General features: G+C 57.2%; 14 protein-coding genes. 9 read left to right on the plus strand and 5 right to left on the minus strand.

Features of this window, described 5'->3' with window-relative positions:
- Window positions 1-37: 37 nt before the first annotated feature.
- The gene (locus tag ABD013_RS02255; protein WP_343801633.1) at window positions 38-1,594 is read right to left on the minus strand and encodes a methyl-accepting chemotaxis protein; all 1,557 of its coding nucleotides are present in this window, start codon (window positions 1,592-1,594) and stop codon (window positions 38-40) included.
- A 261-nt stretch (window positions 1,595-1,855) separates the two neighbouring features.
- Here ABD013_RS02255 and ABD013_RS02260 point away from each other — a divergent pair, with 261 nt between their 5' ends.
- Genes ABD013_RS02260 through ABD013_RS02275 form a run of 4 tightly spaced genes read left to right on the plus strand, consistent with a single transcriptional unit; the run spans window position 1,856 to window position 5,186 of the window.
- A complete protein-coding gene (locus ABD013_RS02260) occupies window positions 1,856-3,502 on the plus strand; it encodes an AMP-binding protein (protein ID WP_343801635.1) in 1,647 nt (548 codons plus the stop codon).
- Window positions 3,499-3,954, plus strand: a complete 456-nt coding sequence (locus tag ABD013_RS02265; RefSeq protein WP_343801638.1) for a PaaI family thioesterase — start codon at window positions 3,499-3,501, stop codon at window positions 3,952-3,954. Before ABD013_RS02260 ends, ABD013_RS02265 begins: the two co-directional genes overlap by 4 nt.
- A gap of 3 nt (window positions 3,955-3,957) precedes the next feature.
- Window positions 3,958-4,377 (plus strand): PaaI family thioesterase, encoded by a 420-nt coding sequence (locus ABD013_RS02270; protein WP_343801641.1) that lies wholly within the window; start codon window positions 3,958-3,960, stop codon window positions 4,375-4,377.
- Window positions 4,374-5,186, plus strand: a complete 813-nt coding sequence (locus tag ABD013_RS02275; protein WP_343801644.1) for an alpha/beta fold hydrolase — start codon at window positions 4,374-4,376, stop codon at window positions 5,184-5,186. The genes ABD013_RS02270 and ABD013_RS02275 overlap by 4 nt, the downstream gene beginning before the upstream one ends.
- A gap of 8 nt (window positions 5,187-5,194) precedes the next feature.
- Here the strand turns inward: ABD013_RS02275 and ABD013_RS02280 are convergent, their stop codons facing one another.
- Complete coding sequence (locus ABD013_RS02280; RefSeq protein WP_343801647.1) at window positions 5,195-5,803, minus strand: response regulator transcription factor; 609 nt, start codon at window positions 5,801-5,803, stop codon at window positions 5,195-5,197.
- Window positions 5,800-7,317, minus strand: a complete 1,518-nt coding sequence (locus tag ABD013_RS02285; protein WP_343801649.1) for a PAS domain-containing sensor histidine kinase — start codon at window positions 7,315-7,317, stop codon at window positions 5,800-5,802. The genes ABD013_RS02280 and ABD013_RS02285 overlap by 4 nt, the downstream gene beginning before the upstream one ends.
- A 202-nt stretch (window positions 7,318-7,519) precedes the next feature.
- On the opposite strand from ABD013_RS02285, the gene ABD013_RS02290 reads away from it, so the two are divergent.
- Window positions 7,520-9,157: an acyl-CoA synthetase gene (locus ABD013_RS02290; RefSeq protein WP_343801651.1), complete on the plus strand. Its 1,638-nt coding sequence runs from the start codon at window positions 7,520-7,522 to the stop codon at window positions 9,155-9,157.
- A gap of 147 nt (window positions 9,158-9,304) precedes the next feature.
- On the opposite strand, the gene ABD013_RS02295 is transcribed toward ABD013_RS02290, so the two are convergent.
- A complete protein-coding gene (locus ABD013_RS02295; RefSeq protein WP_343801654.1) occupies window positions 9,305-10,882 on the minus strand; it encodes a methyl-accepting chemotaxis protein in 1,578 nt (525 codons plus the stop codon).
- Between the two features lie 354 nt (window positions 10,883-11,236).
- Here ABD013_RS02295 and ABD013_RS02300 point away from each other — a divergent pair, with 354 nt between their 5' ends.
- Complete coding sequence (locus tag ABD013_RS02300; RefSeq protein WP_343801657.1) at window positions 11,237-11,863, plus strand: trimeric intracellular cation channel family protein; 627 nt, start codon at window positions 11,237-11,239, stop codon at window positions 11,861-11,863.
- Between the two features lie 116 nt (window positions 11,864-11,979).
- Here the strand turns inward: ABD013_RS02300 and ABD013_RS02305 are convergent, their stop codons facing one another.
- Window positions 11,980-12,411 carry a MaoC family dehydratase gene (locus ABD013_RS02305; RefSeq protein WP_343801660.1) on the minus strand — a complete coding sequence of 144 codons (432 nt, stop codon included), beginning with the start codon at window positions 12,409-12,411 and terminating at the stop codon, window positions 11,980-11,982.
- A 195-nt stretch (window positions 12,412-12,606) separates the two neighbouring features.
- Here ABD013_RS02305 and ABD013_RS02310 point away from each other — a divergent pair, with 195 nt between their 5' ends.
- The 3 genes from ABD013_RS02310 (at window position 12,607) to ABD013_RS02320 (ending at window position 16,195) form a co-directional block, all read left to right on the plus strand.
- Window positions 12,607-14,385: an acyl-CoA dehydrogenase C-terminal domain-containing protein gene (locus ABD013_RS02310; RefSeq protein ID WP_343801662.1), complete on the plus strand. Its 1,779-nt coding sequence runs from the start codon at window positions 12,607-12,609 to the stop codon at window positions 14,383-14,385.
- Between the two features lie 86 nt (window positions 14,386-14,471).
- Window positions 14,472-14,879, plus strand: a complete 408-nt coding sequence (locus ABD013_RS02315; RefSeq protein ID WP_343801664.1) for a MarR family winged helix-turn-helix transcriptional regulator — start codon at window positions 14,472-14,474, stop codon at window positions 14,877-14,879.
- Window positions 14,880-14,980: 101 nt separating this feature from the next.
- Window positions 14,981-16,195, plus strand: a complete 1,215-nt coding sequence (locus tag ABD013_RS02320) for a YbfB/YjiJ family MFS transporter (RefSeq protein ID WP_343801666.1) — start codon at window positions 14,981-14,983, stop codon at window positions 16,193-16,195.
- Window positions 16,196-16,211 lie beyond the last annotated feature (16 nt).

Consider the following 16,211-nt stretch of genomic DNA (forward strand, 5'->3'; position numbering starts at 1 on the left):
AGTCAGACCGGTGATCCGGCCTGACTTTGGTCAGTCATCAGGCCTGCTGGATGCAGCTGACCAGTGAGCGCTGACGTTCGGCCAGCTGGGTGGCGCGATTGTTGAGCGCCAGGGTCATGTTGGCCCCCTCGACCGTGCGGCCAGCCCCGTCGCTGAGTTGCTGGATGCGTTGGCTGACTTCATGGGTCACGCTGTTCTGTTCTTCGCTGGCGCTGGCAATCTGGGTGGCCATGTCACTGATCTGCTCTATGGAGTTCAGCACCTCAAGCAGGGCGCGACCGGCCGCTTCAATATGGTCGACCCCCTGTTCCGATAGTGAACGCTTGTCATGCATGGCTATGACAATGGCTTCGGTCTGCTGTTGCAGAGCTGCGATCATCTGCTGAATCTCACTGGTAGATTGCTGAGTACGTTGGGCCAGTTGCCGGACTTCATCGGCTACCACAGCGAAACCACGACCGTTTTCCCCGGCCCGGGCGGCTTCAATGGCGGCATTCAACGCCAGCAGGTTGGTCTGTTCGGCGATGTCTCCGATCACTTTGGTGATTGTGCCTATCGAATTGCTGTGCTGTTGAAGGTCTGCGACCCTTTCGGTCGTGTTGGTAATTGATGAGTCCAGAGAACGGATACTATCAACTGCATGAGTGACGACTTGCTGGCCCTGACGCAAGCTGTCCTGTGCCTGCTGTGTTTGCAGGGCCGTTTGAGCCGTGTTGGCGCTCATCTCCTCAATCGTGCTGTTGATCTGACTCATCGCACTGGCGACCTGAACCAGTGAATCCTGTTGCTGCTGGATCTCTTCGCAGGTGCGGTTCATCACCTGGACGGTTTCGGTAGCTCCGGTCATCACCTCATCGGATGAATATTGCATGCGGGTCAGCACGGCTTCCAGTTGTGCCTGCAGCAAGTGAACGGCCAGTTGCAGCTGGCCGATGTCATCATGGGTGCCGGTATAAATCATCTGCTTGATCGGATGACTGACCAGGGTGCGGCTATAACCGATCAGCCTGTTTAGCGGACGACACAGCCAATGGGTCAAGCCAAGCCCCAGTAGCCAGGAGGCCAGCAGCGCCGCCCACATGGCCGCAGTTGTCTCCGGACTCAGCAGGAGGCAAATAACCAGAGGCAGCAATGCCAGAGAGAAGGACAGCTGGATGCGCTGTTGCAGGCTAGGGGTCTGCCAGCGCAGGGCCCGAGGCGTTTTGCCCTGACGGCGTAGCCGATAGATTTCGGCGGCCCGCTCAGTGGCCAGTCTAGAGGGCTGGCGCAGAATACACTGGCATTCGATGATCTGGCCGTCTTCCACCAGCGGAATGACATAGGCGTCCAGCCACAGTGAAGCGCCGTTACTGGCTTTCAGCTGCAGCATGCCCATCCAGGGTTGTTTTGCAGCGATAGTTTGCCAGAGATCTTTCATCGGACCTTCCGGCATATCCGGGTGGCGTAAGCTCTGCAGGCGAGTGTCAACCAGCTCGTCTCGGGATTGGCCAAATAGTTTCAGCAAAGCCGCGCTGGCTTCACGTATTTCTCCAGAAGGGCTGGTGACCAGAATCAGTTCGCGGCGATCAGTTGATAGGTTCTTGTTATTGTCCATGTCATCCATTCCAAGCTTGATTCAAGCGAGATCTGCAAATAGCAGGCCAAGGCTAATACCTGATACTGGCGGGTTATGGCGACGATGAATATCCACTTTTTACATCATTTGCTCACATACTGCATAAATCAGCTCAGCATTTGATGAAATCCCGGGCGAAGGTTTACGTCAACGAAAAGCGGTTATATATTCGGGATATCCCCTAAGGGAAACCATAGCTCCTCAGTTCCGATAATAAAGATAAGAAGAGGGAAGCACTCAATGAGCAAACAGGCTTATCAGCCGTTCTATGATCAATTTGATGCTGATCGGCTGGCACAGGAAGCACTGACAGGTGACTTGTCCGTTGGCATCAATGCCTGTCAGGAGGTCTGTGACAAATGGGCCTCTGACCCCGAACGTATAGCACTCAACTTTGAGGGGGTGGAACGCGCCCCGGAAAGTTGGAGCTTCGCCCGCCTGCAGCAGGCAGCTGCGCGTTTTGCCAATCTGCTGAAACAGCAGGGAGTAGGCAAGGGTGATCGAGTCGCCGGTCTGCTGCCGCGTACCCCTGAACTGTTGGTCGTCATCCTGGGTACGCTTAGGGCGGGTGCGGTCTACCAGCCCCTGTTTACCGCCTTTGGTTCCGGCGCGATCGAGTATCGCCTGGACAAGGCGGATACCCGCCTGGTCGTGACCGACGACCAAAACCGTTTCAAGCTTGATGCCGTCCAACAGTGTCCGCCCATCGTCAGGGTGACGGCCAAGGGGGCCGATAGTCACCAGGATCTCGACTTTCAGCAGCAGATGCAGGCTCAGCCGGACCAGTTTGAGCCGGTGTTGATACAGGCGGATGATCCTATCCTGCAGATGTTTACGTCTGGTACCGTGGGCAAATCCAAGGGGGTAGCAGTACCGGCGCGTGCCCTGCTGTCCTTCTATGTCTACATGCGCTATGCCATCGATCTGCAACCAGAGGATCGCTACTGGAACGTGGCAGATCCGGGCTGGGCCTATGGGCTTTATTATGCGGTGTTGGGTCCATTGCTGCTGGGAACGACTACTCATTTCAATGAGAACGGCTTCACGCCGGAAAGTACCTACGCGATGATTCGCAAGTACAGGATCACCAACCTGGCCGCCGCACCGACCGCCTATCGTCTGCTGATGGCGATGGATCAGGTGCTGCCGGAGGGCGAGGATCTCGGACTGAGAGTTGCCAACAGTGCTGGTGAACCGCTGAATCCGGAAGTGATCAATTGGGTAAACCGTCGCCTGGGCTGCCCGGTCATGGACAGCTATGGCCAGACCGAAACCGGCATGACCTGCTGTAACCACCACGCACTGGATCATCCTGTCCGTGTCGGTTCCATGGGCTACTCGTTACCGGGACATCGCGTGGTCGCGCTGGACGGCGATTTCAAAGAGGTCGGGGCCGATGAAACCGGTCAGCTGGCAGTCGATGTAGACAACTCGCCGCTGTTCTTCTTCCAGGGCTACACCTGGGGCGAAAAGGACCCTTTCCATGACCGTTATTACCTGACGGGCGATGTGGTGATCAGTCACGGTGACGGCAGTTTCTCCTTTACCGGGCGTGACGACGACATTATCACCACGGCTGGCTATCGTGTTGGCCCGGCGGATGTTGAAAGCACCCTGCTCGAACACCCGGCGGTGGCCGAATCGGGCGTGGTCGGCAAGCCGGACAGTTCGCGCGGTGCAGTGATCAAGGCCTACGTGGTCACCAAGCCCCAGTACGATGCCGATGAAAACCTGGCGGATGAGCTTAAGGAGCTGGTGCGTAATCGTCTGTCCACTCACGCTTTCCCGCGTGAGATCGAATTCGTGCAGGAACTTCCCAAGACTCCCAGTGGCAAGATTCAGCGCTTTATCCTGCGCAACAAGGCACGGGAGGAGGCGGATCAGTGAGCGAGCAGCCGGGGTTTTTGCCGCGCAATCCCGAATATGAGCGGGAGACGCGGCGCGTGTTTGATGAGGCGCCTTTTATCCGGTCGCTGGGGGTGCAGCTGTGCGACTTCAAGCCGGGTGAATGCCACACTCGCTTGCCGTTGCAAGTCGAGCATCGCCAGCAGGACGGTTTTGTTCACGCCGGCGTGCAGGCGACACTGGCGGATCATACGGCGGGTACGGCAGGGGCAACCCTTACCGGTCCCGGGGAAAGGGTGTTGACCGCCGAGTTCAAAATCAATCTGCTCCGAGCGGCCAAGGGCCAGGCTCTGGAGTGCCAGGCACGCGTGCTCAAGCCGGGGCGGATGCTGATTGTAGTTGAATCTGATGTCTACGCCGTCGACGACGCACAGCGGCAGCTGGTGGCGCGAGCGACGGTGACGCTGGCCGTGGTCAGTGCGAACAAGGAGTAAATGATGCAGGTGATGAGTTTAGAGGAGATGCGGCTGTTCCTGCAGGATCACTTCCCGCAGGGGGATCAGTACGGGCAGGTAGAAGAGCTGGGTGATGGCTGGGCTGTGATGCGTCTGGCGGTGGGCGATGATCACCTGCGTCCTGGCGGTACCGTATCCGGGCCGACCATGATGGGACTGGCTGATGTGGCGCTGTATGCGGCCTTGCTGAGCCGAATTGGTCCAGTGGCATTGGCGGTGACGATCAATCTGAATATCAATTTCCTGCGCAAACCACGTCCCGATGCTGACCTGCTCGCGCGGGCTGAAATGCTTAAAGTGGGCAAGCGACTCGGAGTGGGGGAGGTGTATGTACGCTCGGCGGGTGACGACGAGCCGGTGGCCCATGCTACCATCACCTACTCAATTCCGGAGGGTGCATGAGCAGTATCGAGTGGCAGGATCAGCAGGTTCAACTCAACGATGGCGTCAGCCTGCAACTGCGCTGGGGGCGTCAGCCGTCAGGCGAGGGGCGGCCGGTGATCGTGCTGTTGCACGAGGCGCTGGGATGTATCGATATGTGGAAGCGCTTCCCGCAGCTACTGGCGGAAGCGACCGGACTGGATGTGCTGATTTACGAGCGACGGGGCTATGGTCGCTCAACACCGATTGCCCTGCCACGCCCGGATGACTATCTGCTGGAAGAAGGCGAAGTCTGGCTGCCGCAGCTGCTGGACCGCCTTGGTCTGGAGCAGGTCATTCTCTTTGGTCACAGTGACGGCGGTTCCGTCGCCCAGATCGGGGCGTCCAGCTGTCCTGAACAGGTGGTGTCCATCATCACGCTGGCGGCCCACATCTACGTCGATCACCTGACCCTGGCAGGCATTCGCGAGGCAACGGAACGTTATCAAACCACGGACCTGCCACAGCGGCTGGCCCGCTATCACGGCGAGCGTACCGATCTGATCTTCCGTGCCTGGTCAGAAACCTGGTTGCGCCCCTCCTGCTATGAAAACATGGATCTGCGGCCGCAGCTGGCGAAGATACAGTGCCCGGCGCTGATCATGCAGGGCGACCGTGACGAATATGGCGTGCCTGAACAGGTGACCGATGCCTGTGCCACCATTGGTGCCCATGCTGAAGCGCATTTCATAGGGGATTGCGGGCATGTTCCGCATCTGGAAAAGCCCGCCGAGGTGTTGGCGCAGACGACCGATTTCCTGCGCCGTATCGGGGTATTATCAGCGGCCTGAGCGCACAGTTAAAGCGCCAGGCGGCTATGCATCTGTACCAGCTGAGCCAGGCTTTCAGCTCGCATCTTGCCCATCACCCGTGAACGGTGCACTTCCACCGTTTTCGGGCTGATGCCCAGGGTTTCGGCGATTTCACGGTTGGAGTTGCCGGTCACGACCAGATCCATTACCTCGCGTTCGCGACGGCTCAGGGTGTCGTACAGCTCGCGTAGTTCACGTTCCTCGTTCTGCTGGCTGAAGCGCTGCTGCGCTTCCTGCATGGCACGGTCGACCAGCTTCAGCAGCACATCGTCATCGAACGGTTTTTCCAGGAAGTCCAGGGCACCGTTCTTCATCGCAGTGACGGCCATGGGTACATCGCCGTGGCCAGTCAGAATGATGACCGGCAGGCGAATATCGCGTTCCTGCATGATCTGCTGCAGTGCCAGACCGCTGATCTCGGGCATGCGCACGTCCAGCAGTATGCAGCCCGGGCGCTGGTCGTAGTCGTCAAGAAATGCCTGCGCGGAAGCGTAGCTCTCGATGGTGTAGGTGGTAGATTCCAGCAGCCACTGAACCGACTCGCGGAAGTCGGCGTCGTCGTCGATGATGAAAACCGTTGCGTTACTGATGCTCATGCCTGCCCCTTAAGCGGGAGTTGAAAATGGAAAGAGGTGCCATTTTTACCGTCGCTCTCGACCCAGAGGCGGCCTGAATGGCTTTCTATAATTGTATGTGAAATCGACAGCCCCATACCGAGGCCGTTTTCCTTGGTGGTGGAAAAGGGGTCGAACAGCGTTTTCTGCTGTTCTTCATTGATGCCAGGCCCCTGGTCCGACACGCTCACCTGTAATCGCCGTCCTTCGATTCGGGTGCGAATTTTAACCGGCCTTGGACTGAGAGGACACTCGCTGTAGGCCTCGATGGCGTTGCGGATCAGGTTGAGCAACACTTGCTCGATCTGGAGCCGGTCCGCCTCGATGTTGGGGTTCTGTTCATCCAGTTCGAATTCGAAGCGGATATCATGATCGATCGCTTCCTGATTGAGGAAGCGGGTGACCTCGACACAGGTTTCGTTGATCGGGAAGCTAACGCGCTGGAACTCGGTACGGCGCACGAAGCGGCGCATCCGCTTGATGATCTCGGATGCCCGCTTGGCCTGAGTCGAGATCAGCTCCATCGCGCGGGTGACCTGGCCGATCTCGGTGATCTGGCCTTCATCCAGGCGGCGGAAGGTTCCATTGCAGTAGTTGATAATGGTGGCCAGTGGCTGGTTGACCTCATGTGCCAGCTCGGTCGCCATTTCGCCCACCGACAGCAGTCGCGACATGTGTGCCATCTCCAGCTGCTGGCGCTTGGCTTTCTCCTCGGCCTGGCGTTTCAGCGTGATGTCACGGGCGATGATCGAGTAGTACTCCACCTGCATGTTCTCGGCGCGGTTGCGGTGGGCGATGATTTCGCGGATCTCGGCGATGCGCCCCGGGTTGCCGGCCGGGTAAAGCGGAATACTACCGTACCAGGTGCCATAAAGGGCCGCATGCTGCAGTGCCGGCTCAACCAGATTGTGCAGAATCTCCTGCGGGAACATCTGGTTCAAGTAGAACACGGCCAGATTTTCCCGCTCGGCCCCGAACGTCCGATAGGCCGTCTCGTTCATGTAGGTCAGTTGCAGGGTGCGGTGGTTGCAGAACAGGATCAGGTCCGACGAAGCTTCTACGACACGCGCCAGTCGGCGGGTGGCCTGCTGGGCCAGCTCACGTTCAGTGACATCGCGGGACACGCAGATGATTTCCTGGGGGGTGCCGTCGTCGTCACGGATGGTGCGGCTGGTGGTTTCCAGCCAGATATAGTGGCCGTCGCGGTGCTGGAAACGGTAGACATTGGTATACATGCCGCGACGGTAGCGCACTGATTCGGCACGTTTTTTCAGGTTGTCGGCATCATCCGGATGGAAGAGGTCGTAGCCGGGGGTGCCAATGATCTCTTCAGCCTTGTAACCCAGCAGTCGCTCGATCGCCGGGTTGACGTCGATGAAGGTCCACTCGGGGGTAGGCGTATGCCGCGAGATCATGTCGGTGGACTGCTCTGCCAGCAGACGGTAGCGGTCGGCCTCCTGCAGGCATTGTTTAAGTTCCTGCTCCAGTGGTTGCATGCCGTTTCCTTGCTTATTCTGTACTTGGTGCCTGCGTGTCAGGTGGGGTTTATGCGGCGTCGGCAGGCAGTGAATGGCGACAATAGTATGACGATTAGGTCCTATTGTGTAATAAGGGAAAATACGTATGATGGGGTGCAGTTGGATGGAATCTAATCAACAGAGGATGGCTCCCCCTCAGGTCGGTGGAGAGGAATAAATAATGACAATGAATGACCATAATCCTTACATGCTGGGTCTTGAGCAGAACCCGGCCAACTATGCGACTTTGTCGCCGCTCAGTTTCATTGCCCGCACCGCTGCCGTCTATCCGGAGCGTACGGCGGTTGTGCATCATCAGGTCCGCCGCAACTGGGCTGAAACCTACAGTCGCTGCCGTCGTCTGGCCAGCGCGCTGAGCAAGCGCGGTATCGGCAAGGGTGACACAGTGGCAGTGATGGCGCCAAACCTGCCGGAAGTGTTCGAAGCGCACTTCGGCGTGCCGATGGCCGGTGCGGTGCTCAATGCCCTGAACATCCGCCTGGACGCCGAGGCGATCGCCTTCATCCTGCAGCATGGCGAAGCCAAGGTGATCATCGTGGACCGCGAGTTCTCCGATGTCATCTCCCGTGCCATCAAGATCGCCCGCATCAACCCGATCGTGATTGATATCGATGATCCCTCCTACGAGGGCGGCGAACTGATTGGCGAAATGGATTATGAAGCTTTCATCGCCAGCGGTGACCCCGAATTCGACTGGTCGCTGCCGGCGGACGAGTGGGATGCCATTACCCTGAACTACACCTCCGGTACTACCGGTGATCCCAAGGGCGTGGTCTACCACCACCGTGGTGCCTACCTGAATGCGATCAGCAACGTCGTATCCTGGAACATGGGCGATGGTCCGGTTTACCTGTGGACACTGCCGATGTTCCACTGCAACGGCTGGTGCTTCCCCTGGTCGATCGCAGCGGCCGCCGGTGTCAGCGTTTGTCTGCGCCATGTTCGTGCCGATGACATCTACAACCTGATCAAGGAAGAGAAGGTCGATCACTTCTGTGGCGCGCCGATCGTGCTGAACATGCTCAATAACGCTTCCGAAGAGCTGAAGGCCGGCATCGAGCACCAGGTCAAGGTGATGACCGCCGGTGCAGCGCCGCCCGCGGCGGTGATCGAAGGTATGGAAAAGATGGGCTTCAGTGTGACGCATGTCTACGGTCTGACTGAAACCTACGGCCCCTGCGTCCTTTGTGCCTGGCACGACAAATGGGATGACCTGCCGGTCGAAGAGCGTGCTCGCCTCAAGTCCCGTCAGGGCGTCAAGGCGCCGATGCTGGAAGGCCTGATGGTCGCCAACCCGAAAACGCTTGAGCCAGTGCCTCAGGATGGCAAGACCATCGGCGAGATCATGATGCGCGGCAACCTGGTGATGAAGGGCTACCTGAAGAACCCGAGCACCACTGACAAGTCGTTCGAAGGGGGCTGGTTCCACTCCGGTGACCTGGCTGTGTGGCATGAGGACGGCTATGTCGACATCAAGGATCGCTCCAAGGACATTATCATCTCCGGTGGCGAGAATATCTCCAGCATCGAAGTGGAAGACGTGCTCTACCGTCATCCTCAGGTGATGGAGGCGGCCGTTGTGGCTCAGCAGGACGAGAAATGGGGTGAAGTGCCCTGTGCCTTCGTTACCCTGAAAGCCGGCGCTGATGTCTCTGAAGCCGACATCATCGAATTCTGCCGCGACAGCATGGCGCGCTTCAAGGCGCCCAAGCGTGTCGTGTTCTGCGACCTGCCGAAAACCTCCACCGGCAAGATCCAGAAGTTCGTACTGCGTACCCAGGCGAACGAGACGGCATAACGGGATCCCTGACTCCGTATAAAAAAGCCGCGGCCCAGTGAGTCGCGGCTTTTTTATTGCGTCACTGGCAGAACCGGTCGAAGCGGGTGGCTAGACTCGGGCTCCTTGAAAGAGCCGTCTAGGGCCCATGGCCACAATTTTTCGGTTTCACACCTGGAAAGCACTCACCAGTTTTTTGATATCGCTTGAAAGCGTTTCTATCGCCAGGATGTCCTGGCTGATTTTTTCAGAGCTCTTGGTGTTGTCTTCGGACAACTGGTTGATATGCACCACATTGGCATTCATGTCTTCTGCAACCTGGCTCTGCTCGGTTGCGTTAGCGGCTACCTGATGGTTCATATCAGATATGGTGCTGATGGTGGCCAGGATGGCGTCTACCGCCTGGCCAGTCTGTTTGCTGTTTTCAAAGTTGCTCTCAACGTCTCTCAAGCTGATCTCGATGTTACTCGTAGTCGTTTCCGACAGGTTCTGCAGCTCTGTGATGACCCGGATGATCTCTTGTGTAGAGTCGGCGGTTCGGGTGGCAAGGCTTCTTACTTCATCGGAAACGACGGCAAATCCGCGCCCCTGGTCTCCTGCTCGTGCGGCCTCGATTGCAGCATTCAGGGCCAACAGGTTGGTTTGTTCGGCAATGGACTGGATAACATCGACAATACTTGAGATGGACAAGGCCTTTTCTTTCAACGTAACCACTTGTGTTGTTGCCTGATTCATCCTTGACACTAGTGTCTCAGAGTCTTGAATAGAAGTGGCCACAATTTGATTAATGAAGTTGGCTTGATTCACGGCTTCAGATGCTTGTCCTGAGGTGATTTCCGCGTTTTTGGCTACATCGACGCTGGTCGCCGACATCTGTGTCATGGCGGTGGCGAGCAGCTGGGTTTCCGAGCAGGTGGCCGCGGCACTTTCATGAAATGCCTCTCCAGCCACCCTGAATTCCTGACTCAACTCGGCAAGCATATGTACAACTCGACTGAGTTCCGTGATGGTATTTCTCAAATTCGAGGCCAACTGGTTGAAGTTCATGGCCAGGCCACCAAACTCATCCCCGCGTGCTTCATTGGCTTTGACCGTCAAATCACCAGCGCTGACACGAGCGAAGGAGTGAGACAGTTCATCTATGCCAACGACGAGCTTGCGAGTGATCAGGCCTCCCAGCCCAGCAGCCAGAATCACAGCAAGAATACTGACAGTCAAAATGATGGTGACGATGGTGGATATTCCTTCATCGATCAGGCCGGTCGTTTCATGGATCAAATATTGAATTGTTTCCTCTACGGTCTGCTCAAGGCTATCCAGTTTGCGTTCTGCTTCCAGAAAACCAGCAGAAAGTTGAGATTGGGAGAGGTCTTGCTGCATGGCCATTTCAACAAAATGGTTCATGGTACTGCCCACAATCTGAAGGTTATTTCGAAGATGCGAGTCATTATAAAACGGACCATCAGGCGGAACCGTGGCGGCATTGGCGAATCCGATCAGACGCTCTGACAGCTCGGGCCCCAAAGACTGTAGGGTCTTTGCGTCCTTTTCGTAGACAGCCAGTTTAATTCGGCTGGTGTCTGACTTGAGCTGCTCGAAATAACGAAGGGCAGGAACGAGGTCTGTTGGATAATAATTACTGATTGCTCTGACACTATTTGTGGCCCAATAGGAACCCGCAGCCAGTGCCAACAGCAATAGCAGGGTGACGGTCAATGTAGCGGTTAACTGTGTTTTTATTTTCATGCGTTATCCCTTCAAGACGAGTCAGAGTCTTCAAACTGTCAAGACAGCCTGTTGGCTATCCGATGCTCAAGTTTGAGCAGGCGCGGGGCTGACAGGCACCGGAATATAGCGTGATTTTGCGCATGTGACTTGACAATATATCCAATCACTCATAATTCCTTGAGTGCCGGGAGAGAGTTAGCTGCTTTATTGAGAGACGGTTTACGTCTGTTTGACATATCCCCAGTGGGTTTTGGGCTAGGCACATGTGTACCTTTCAGCTATAGATGAAAGGACGTCACGTCATGAGCATCTGCGTCAGTCGTGGCTTTATTTGCGAAAAATCAGTTAGCTGCCATGACAGGAAAAGAGATTATGTCGTTTGACTTCACAGCTATAGTGAACCTCATGGGGCTGGCTGCCGTAGCCGTTTTTGCCATATCGGGAGCGCTGGATGCGGCGCGTCACAAAATGGATATTCTTGGCTTCATGCTGATCGGGACGGCGACGGGGATCGGAGGGGGAACTCTGAGGGACGTACTGCTGGGCAAAGTGCCAGTCTTTTGGGTCCGTGACCCGGTGTGGATTGTCGTGTGTCTCACTGCGGCTGCAATAACCTACTTTGTTGCACCCCGGCTGGCTTCTTTGACGCGTGCGCTGGTCTGGATGGATGCTGTGGGGCTTGCGCTGTTTGCCGTGGTGGGAACCGAAATCGCACTCAAGTTTGGGGCTCCAGCCCTCATTGCGATATGCATGGGAGTCATGACGGCAACCTTCGGTGGCATCGCCCGCGATGTGCTTTGTGGCAGTAACCTGACATTGATGAATGAAGAGTTGTACATTACAACGGCACTGGCTGGTGCGCTTGTATATTACATGCTCAGCCTTGCAAAACTGCCGGACAATTATGACCTGGTTGGCGGGTTTTTAGTGGCTTTCGTACTCCGGGCTCTGGCGATTCAGTTCAGCATAAAGCTGCCAAACTTCTATAGAAACACGTGATGTATTTGGCCGGCTTCAGGCTTCGGTTTTCGAAGCCTGAGGTCATCTTGTTGGAGCGGTTGCCAAAATAAAGGCCGGCTATCAACAGCTGGTCTGCTATGACTCAGCCCCGCGAATCAGGCTTCGCGGCGATCCACCATGAAGGTACCTTCGCCAGTGGCAACCAGCTTGTCGCCTACATGTACGTCGGTGCGGCATTTCACACGGCGGCGACGCTCATCGATTTCAGTGACGGTCAGGGTGGCGGTGGCGGTGTCACCGATGTGGACCGGTGCCTTGAACTTCAGCTGCTGATCGACGTAGATGGCGCCCGGACCCGGCAGGCGGGTGCCGGCAACGGTCGAGATCAGCGCGGCGCTGAACATGCCGTGGACGATACGCTGTTTGAACGGGGTGGTTTTGGCGTATTCATCATTGATGTGAATCGGGTTGTTGTCACCGGACAGGCCGGCGAACAGCACCACATCCGCATCGGTGATGGTCTTGGCATAGGAAGCGCTCATGCCAACTTCCAGGTCTTCCAGGTAGTAACCGTGCATTTCCTGCATTGAATCACTCTCTTGTCGTCAGGTTTCGTGGGAGTATAACCAAAGTAGGGGATGGTAAATCACACGAATGAACGTTTCCCTACTTATCAAATCCAAACTGCGTGTTAATATAAGTGTATTCCCTTATTTTTGTGAGTGCCAGCTTGAACTGATCTGGTGCTCATCCATGAACACTGATCGTCTGGAAGGTAACCTATGGCTGATTACAACGCTCCTCTGAAGGATATGAAGCTGACCCTGAATCATGTCGCGCGCATGCCGGAACTGGCTCAGAAGCCGGGGTTCGAAGATGCGTCTGCCGACATGGTGGATGCGATTCTGGAAGAGGCGGCTCGGGTGGCCCGTGATGTGGTGGGGCCGACCAATGTGGAAGGTGACCAGCAGGGCGTCCAGCTCAAGGATGGCACAGTGATTTGTCCCGAGTCGTTCAAGGGTGCCTACCAGCAGTATGCCGAGGGTGGCTGGGGCTCGCTGCAGTTCGATCCCGAGTACGGTGGTCAGGGCTTGCCCTTCCTGCTGTCGGTGCCGGTGATGGAGATGTGGCATTCGGCCAACATGGCCTGGGGTCTGTGCCCGATGCTGAGCCAGGGCGCTGTCGAGTGTCTGGACCTGAACGGCAGTGATGAACTGAAAGCCAAGTACCTGCCCCAGCTGGTCAGCGGCGAGTGGACCGGCACCATGAACCTGACCGAGTCCAATGCCGGTTCCGACCTGTCTGTCGTGCGTGCCAAGGCGGAGCCCGAGGGCGATCACTACCGCATCAGTGGTGAGAAGATCTTCATCACCTGGGGCGACCACGAGATGGCCGAGAACATTATTCACCTGGTTCTGGCCCGTCTGCCGGACGCGCCTCCGGGCGTGCGTGGCATCTCCCTGTTCCTGGTGCCCAAGTTCATGGTCAATGAAGATGGTTCGCTTGGTGAGCGCAACTCGGCAGGTCCGCTGTCTGTCGAGCACAAGATGGGCATCCATGCCTCAGCGACCTGTGTCATGGGCTTCGATAACGCCATCGGTTACCTGGTCGGTGAGCCGAACCGCGGTCTGGCCTGCATGTTCACCATGATGAACAACGCCCGTCTGAGCGTCGGTTTGCAGGGCGTGTCCATCTCCGAGCGTGCCTACCAGCAGGCGCTGGAGTATGCCTTCGAGCGCATTCAGGGTCCGGCTGTTGGTACCAGGGAAGCGGGTCCGATCATCCGCCACGCTGATGTGCGTCGCATGCTGATGACCATGAAAACGCTGACCGAAGCCGGTCGCGCCATCGCCTATGATGCCTGCGGCAGCCTGGATTTTGCTGTCAAGGCTGAAAGCGATGAAGAGAAAGCCGTTGAGCAGGCCCGTGCTGCGTTGCTGACGCCGATCGTCAAGGGTTGGTGTACTGAAATCGCGCAGGAAGTCACTTCACTGGGCGTACAGATCCACGGCGGTATGGGGTACATCGAGGAAACCGGCGCTGCCCAGCATTACCGTGATGCTCGCATCCTGCCGATCTATGAGGGTACCAACGGCATTCAGGCGCTGGACCTGGTGGGTCGCAAGACGCTGATGGACAAGGGCGAAGCCCTGGCAGCCCTGATCGCCGAGATGCGAGAGTCACTGAAGCGCTGTGATGCCTCGCTGACCTCGCTGGCGAAGCCGGTGGAAGAGGCGGTTGCCGGTCTGGAGAGCGCCCGTGAGCTGCTGCTCAAGGGTGCCGAAACTGATGAACTGCTGCCTGGCTCCATTGCCTACAACTTCATGATGCTGGCGGGTTACGTCTGCGGTGGCTGGCAGTTGCTGCGTCAGGCTGATGCGGCGGTACGTCTGACGGCGGAAGGTGATGACGACCCCTACCTGCAGGCCAAGCAGGAGAGTGCCCGTTTCTACATGGCGCAGGTTCTGCCACGCTGGAAGGGCTTCTCCGAAATGCTCAATGATGGCAGCCAGTCCATCATGGCATTGCCGGAAGAGCTGTTCGCCAGCGCCTGGCAGTAAGCCGCACACTTCGCCCCTGACTGGAACAGGAGGGGGCTCTGATGCACAATGCCCGGTAACTTGATTGCTACCGGGCATTGTTTTTTATGCAATTCGACGACTGCCTCTTTTTCCATCTGACCACTGCTGCTCGTCACGCTTCCCGTTACTGGAAGCAGGCCGTATGTGAGTTCGGTATCACCGGTGTCCAGGCGATGGTGCTCAATGTGCTGTACGAGCAGGATTGCGTTCCCGCGGCCTGTCTGGTCAAGAAAACCTGTCTCGACAGTGCCACGCTCAGTGGTGTGCTGGACCGGCTTGAACGAGATGAGTTGTTGCAGCGCACACCCTGCCGTGAAGATGGTCGTGCCATTCGCGTATCCCTGACCGAGCCTGGCCGAGCGCTGGCGGCCCAGGTCTATCAACGCATGGCGGAAGCCAACACTACCTACCGTGCCAACCTTTCTGATGCAGAGCTGCAGCAGCTGCAACAACTGCTGAAGGCGCTGCCCTAACGCACTCGCAAAAAAGCTTGTGTACGAAATAAATCTTCGGGTACCTTTGAGATCGGCTTGGAGCCTTCCAAGAGTGGATTAATAACGATAAGGAACCCACGATGTCGGATCAGGCGCAGCGCTTGAAGGTACTCTTTGCCGGTATCTTCAGCCAGATTCTTTGTATCGGGATCGCCCGATTTTCCTATACCCCCTTGCTACCGGTGATGCAGGATCAGACCTGGATCGGTGATGCTGAAGGCGGCTGGCTGGCGGCCATCAACTATGGCGGTTACATGTGTGGTGCCCTGTTGGCAGCATCACTGAGTGATCTGCAATTCAAAGACAGACTTTATCGTATCGGTCTGGTGATGGCAGTAGTGACCACGGCGGGCATGGCGATGACCGAGAACATGCTGCTCTGGTCATTGCTGCGTTTTCTGTCCGGACTGAGCAGCGCCGGTTCCATGCTGATCGCCTCCGGCCTGATCCTGAACTGGCTGATCCGCCATCATCACCGCGGTGAGCTGGGTATCCATTTTGCCGGTGTTGGGTTGGGCATCATATTTGCCGCCATCGTGGTGGAGGTCATGTTGCGCCTTAGCCTGAGCTGGGCGGATCAATGGCTCTGGTTTGGTGTTCTGGGTGTGCTGCTGGCAATACCCGCCTGGCGCTGGCTGCCTCCGCCGGAAACAACAACCGTCACCCATGGTGGCCAGGCGATGATCGATCAGCCCCCGGGCGCGCGTTTCCTCTGGCTGATGATGGCGGCCTATTTTTGTGCCGGCTATGGTTATGTGATCAGCGCGACTTTCATTGTCGCCATCGTTGAGCGTGAGCCTGCACTGGCCGGCATGGGGCAACTGGTCTTCCTGGTCGTCGGTCTGGCGGCGGCACCGGCGGTGATGGTCTGGGATCTGATCGCACGGCGAATGGGCTATCTGGGGGCTCTGCTGCTGGCATACCTGGTCCAGGTGATCGGGATTGTCATGCCAACTTTCAGTGACAGCCTGGCGGCGGTTCTGTTAAGTGCTGTGCTCTACGGTGGCACGTTCATTGGCTGTGTCAGCCTGGTGTTGACCATGGCCGGTCGTCTTTACCCGACCAAGCCCGCCAAACTGATGGGCAAGATGACCCTGTCCTACGGCGTAGCCCAGATCGTGGCACCGGCACTGACCGGGATGCTGGCGGAACAGAGTGGCAACTACAACCTGGGCCTCTGGCTGGCCGGTGGCTTCGTGTTGCTGGGGGCGGGGCTGATTATGATCCTGAAAGTCACCGACATGACCGCAGCTGAGCTGGATCAGAGCAACCGGCTTGTCACCGGCAAGCCGTGACGGCATCATGCTACTA

The organism is Marinobacterium maritimum (genome assembly GCF_039523155.1).
Taxonomy (GTDB): domain Bacteria; phylum Pseudomonadota; class Gammaproteobacteria; order Pseudomonadales; family Balneatricaceae; genus Marinobacterium; species Marinobacterium maritimum.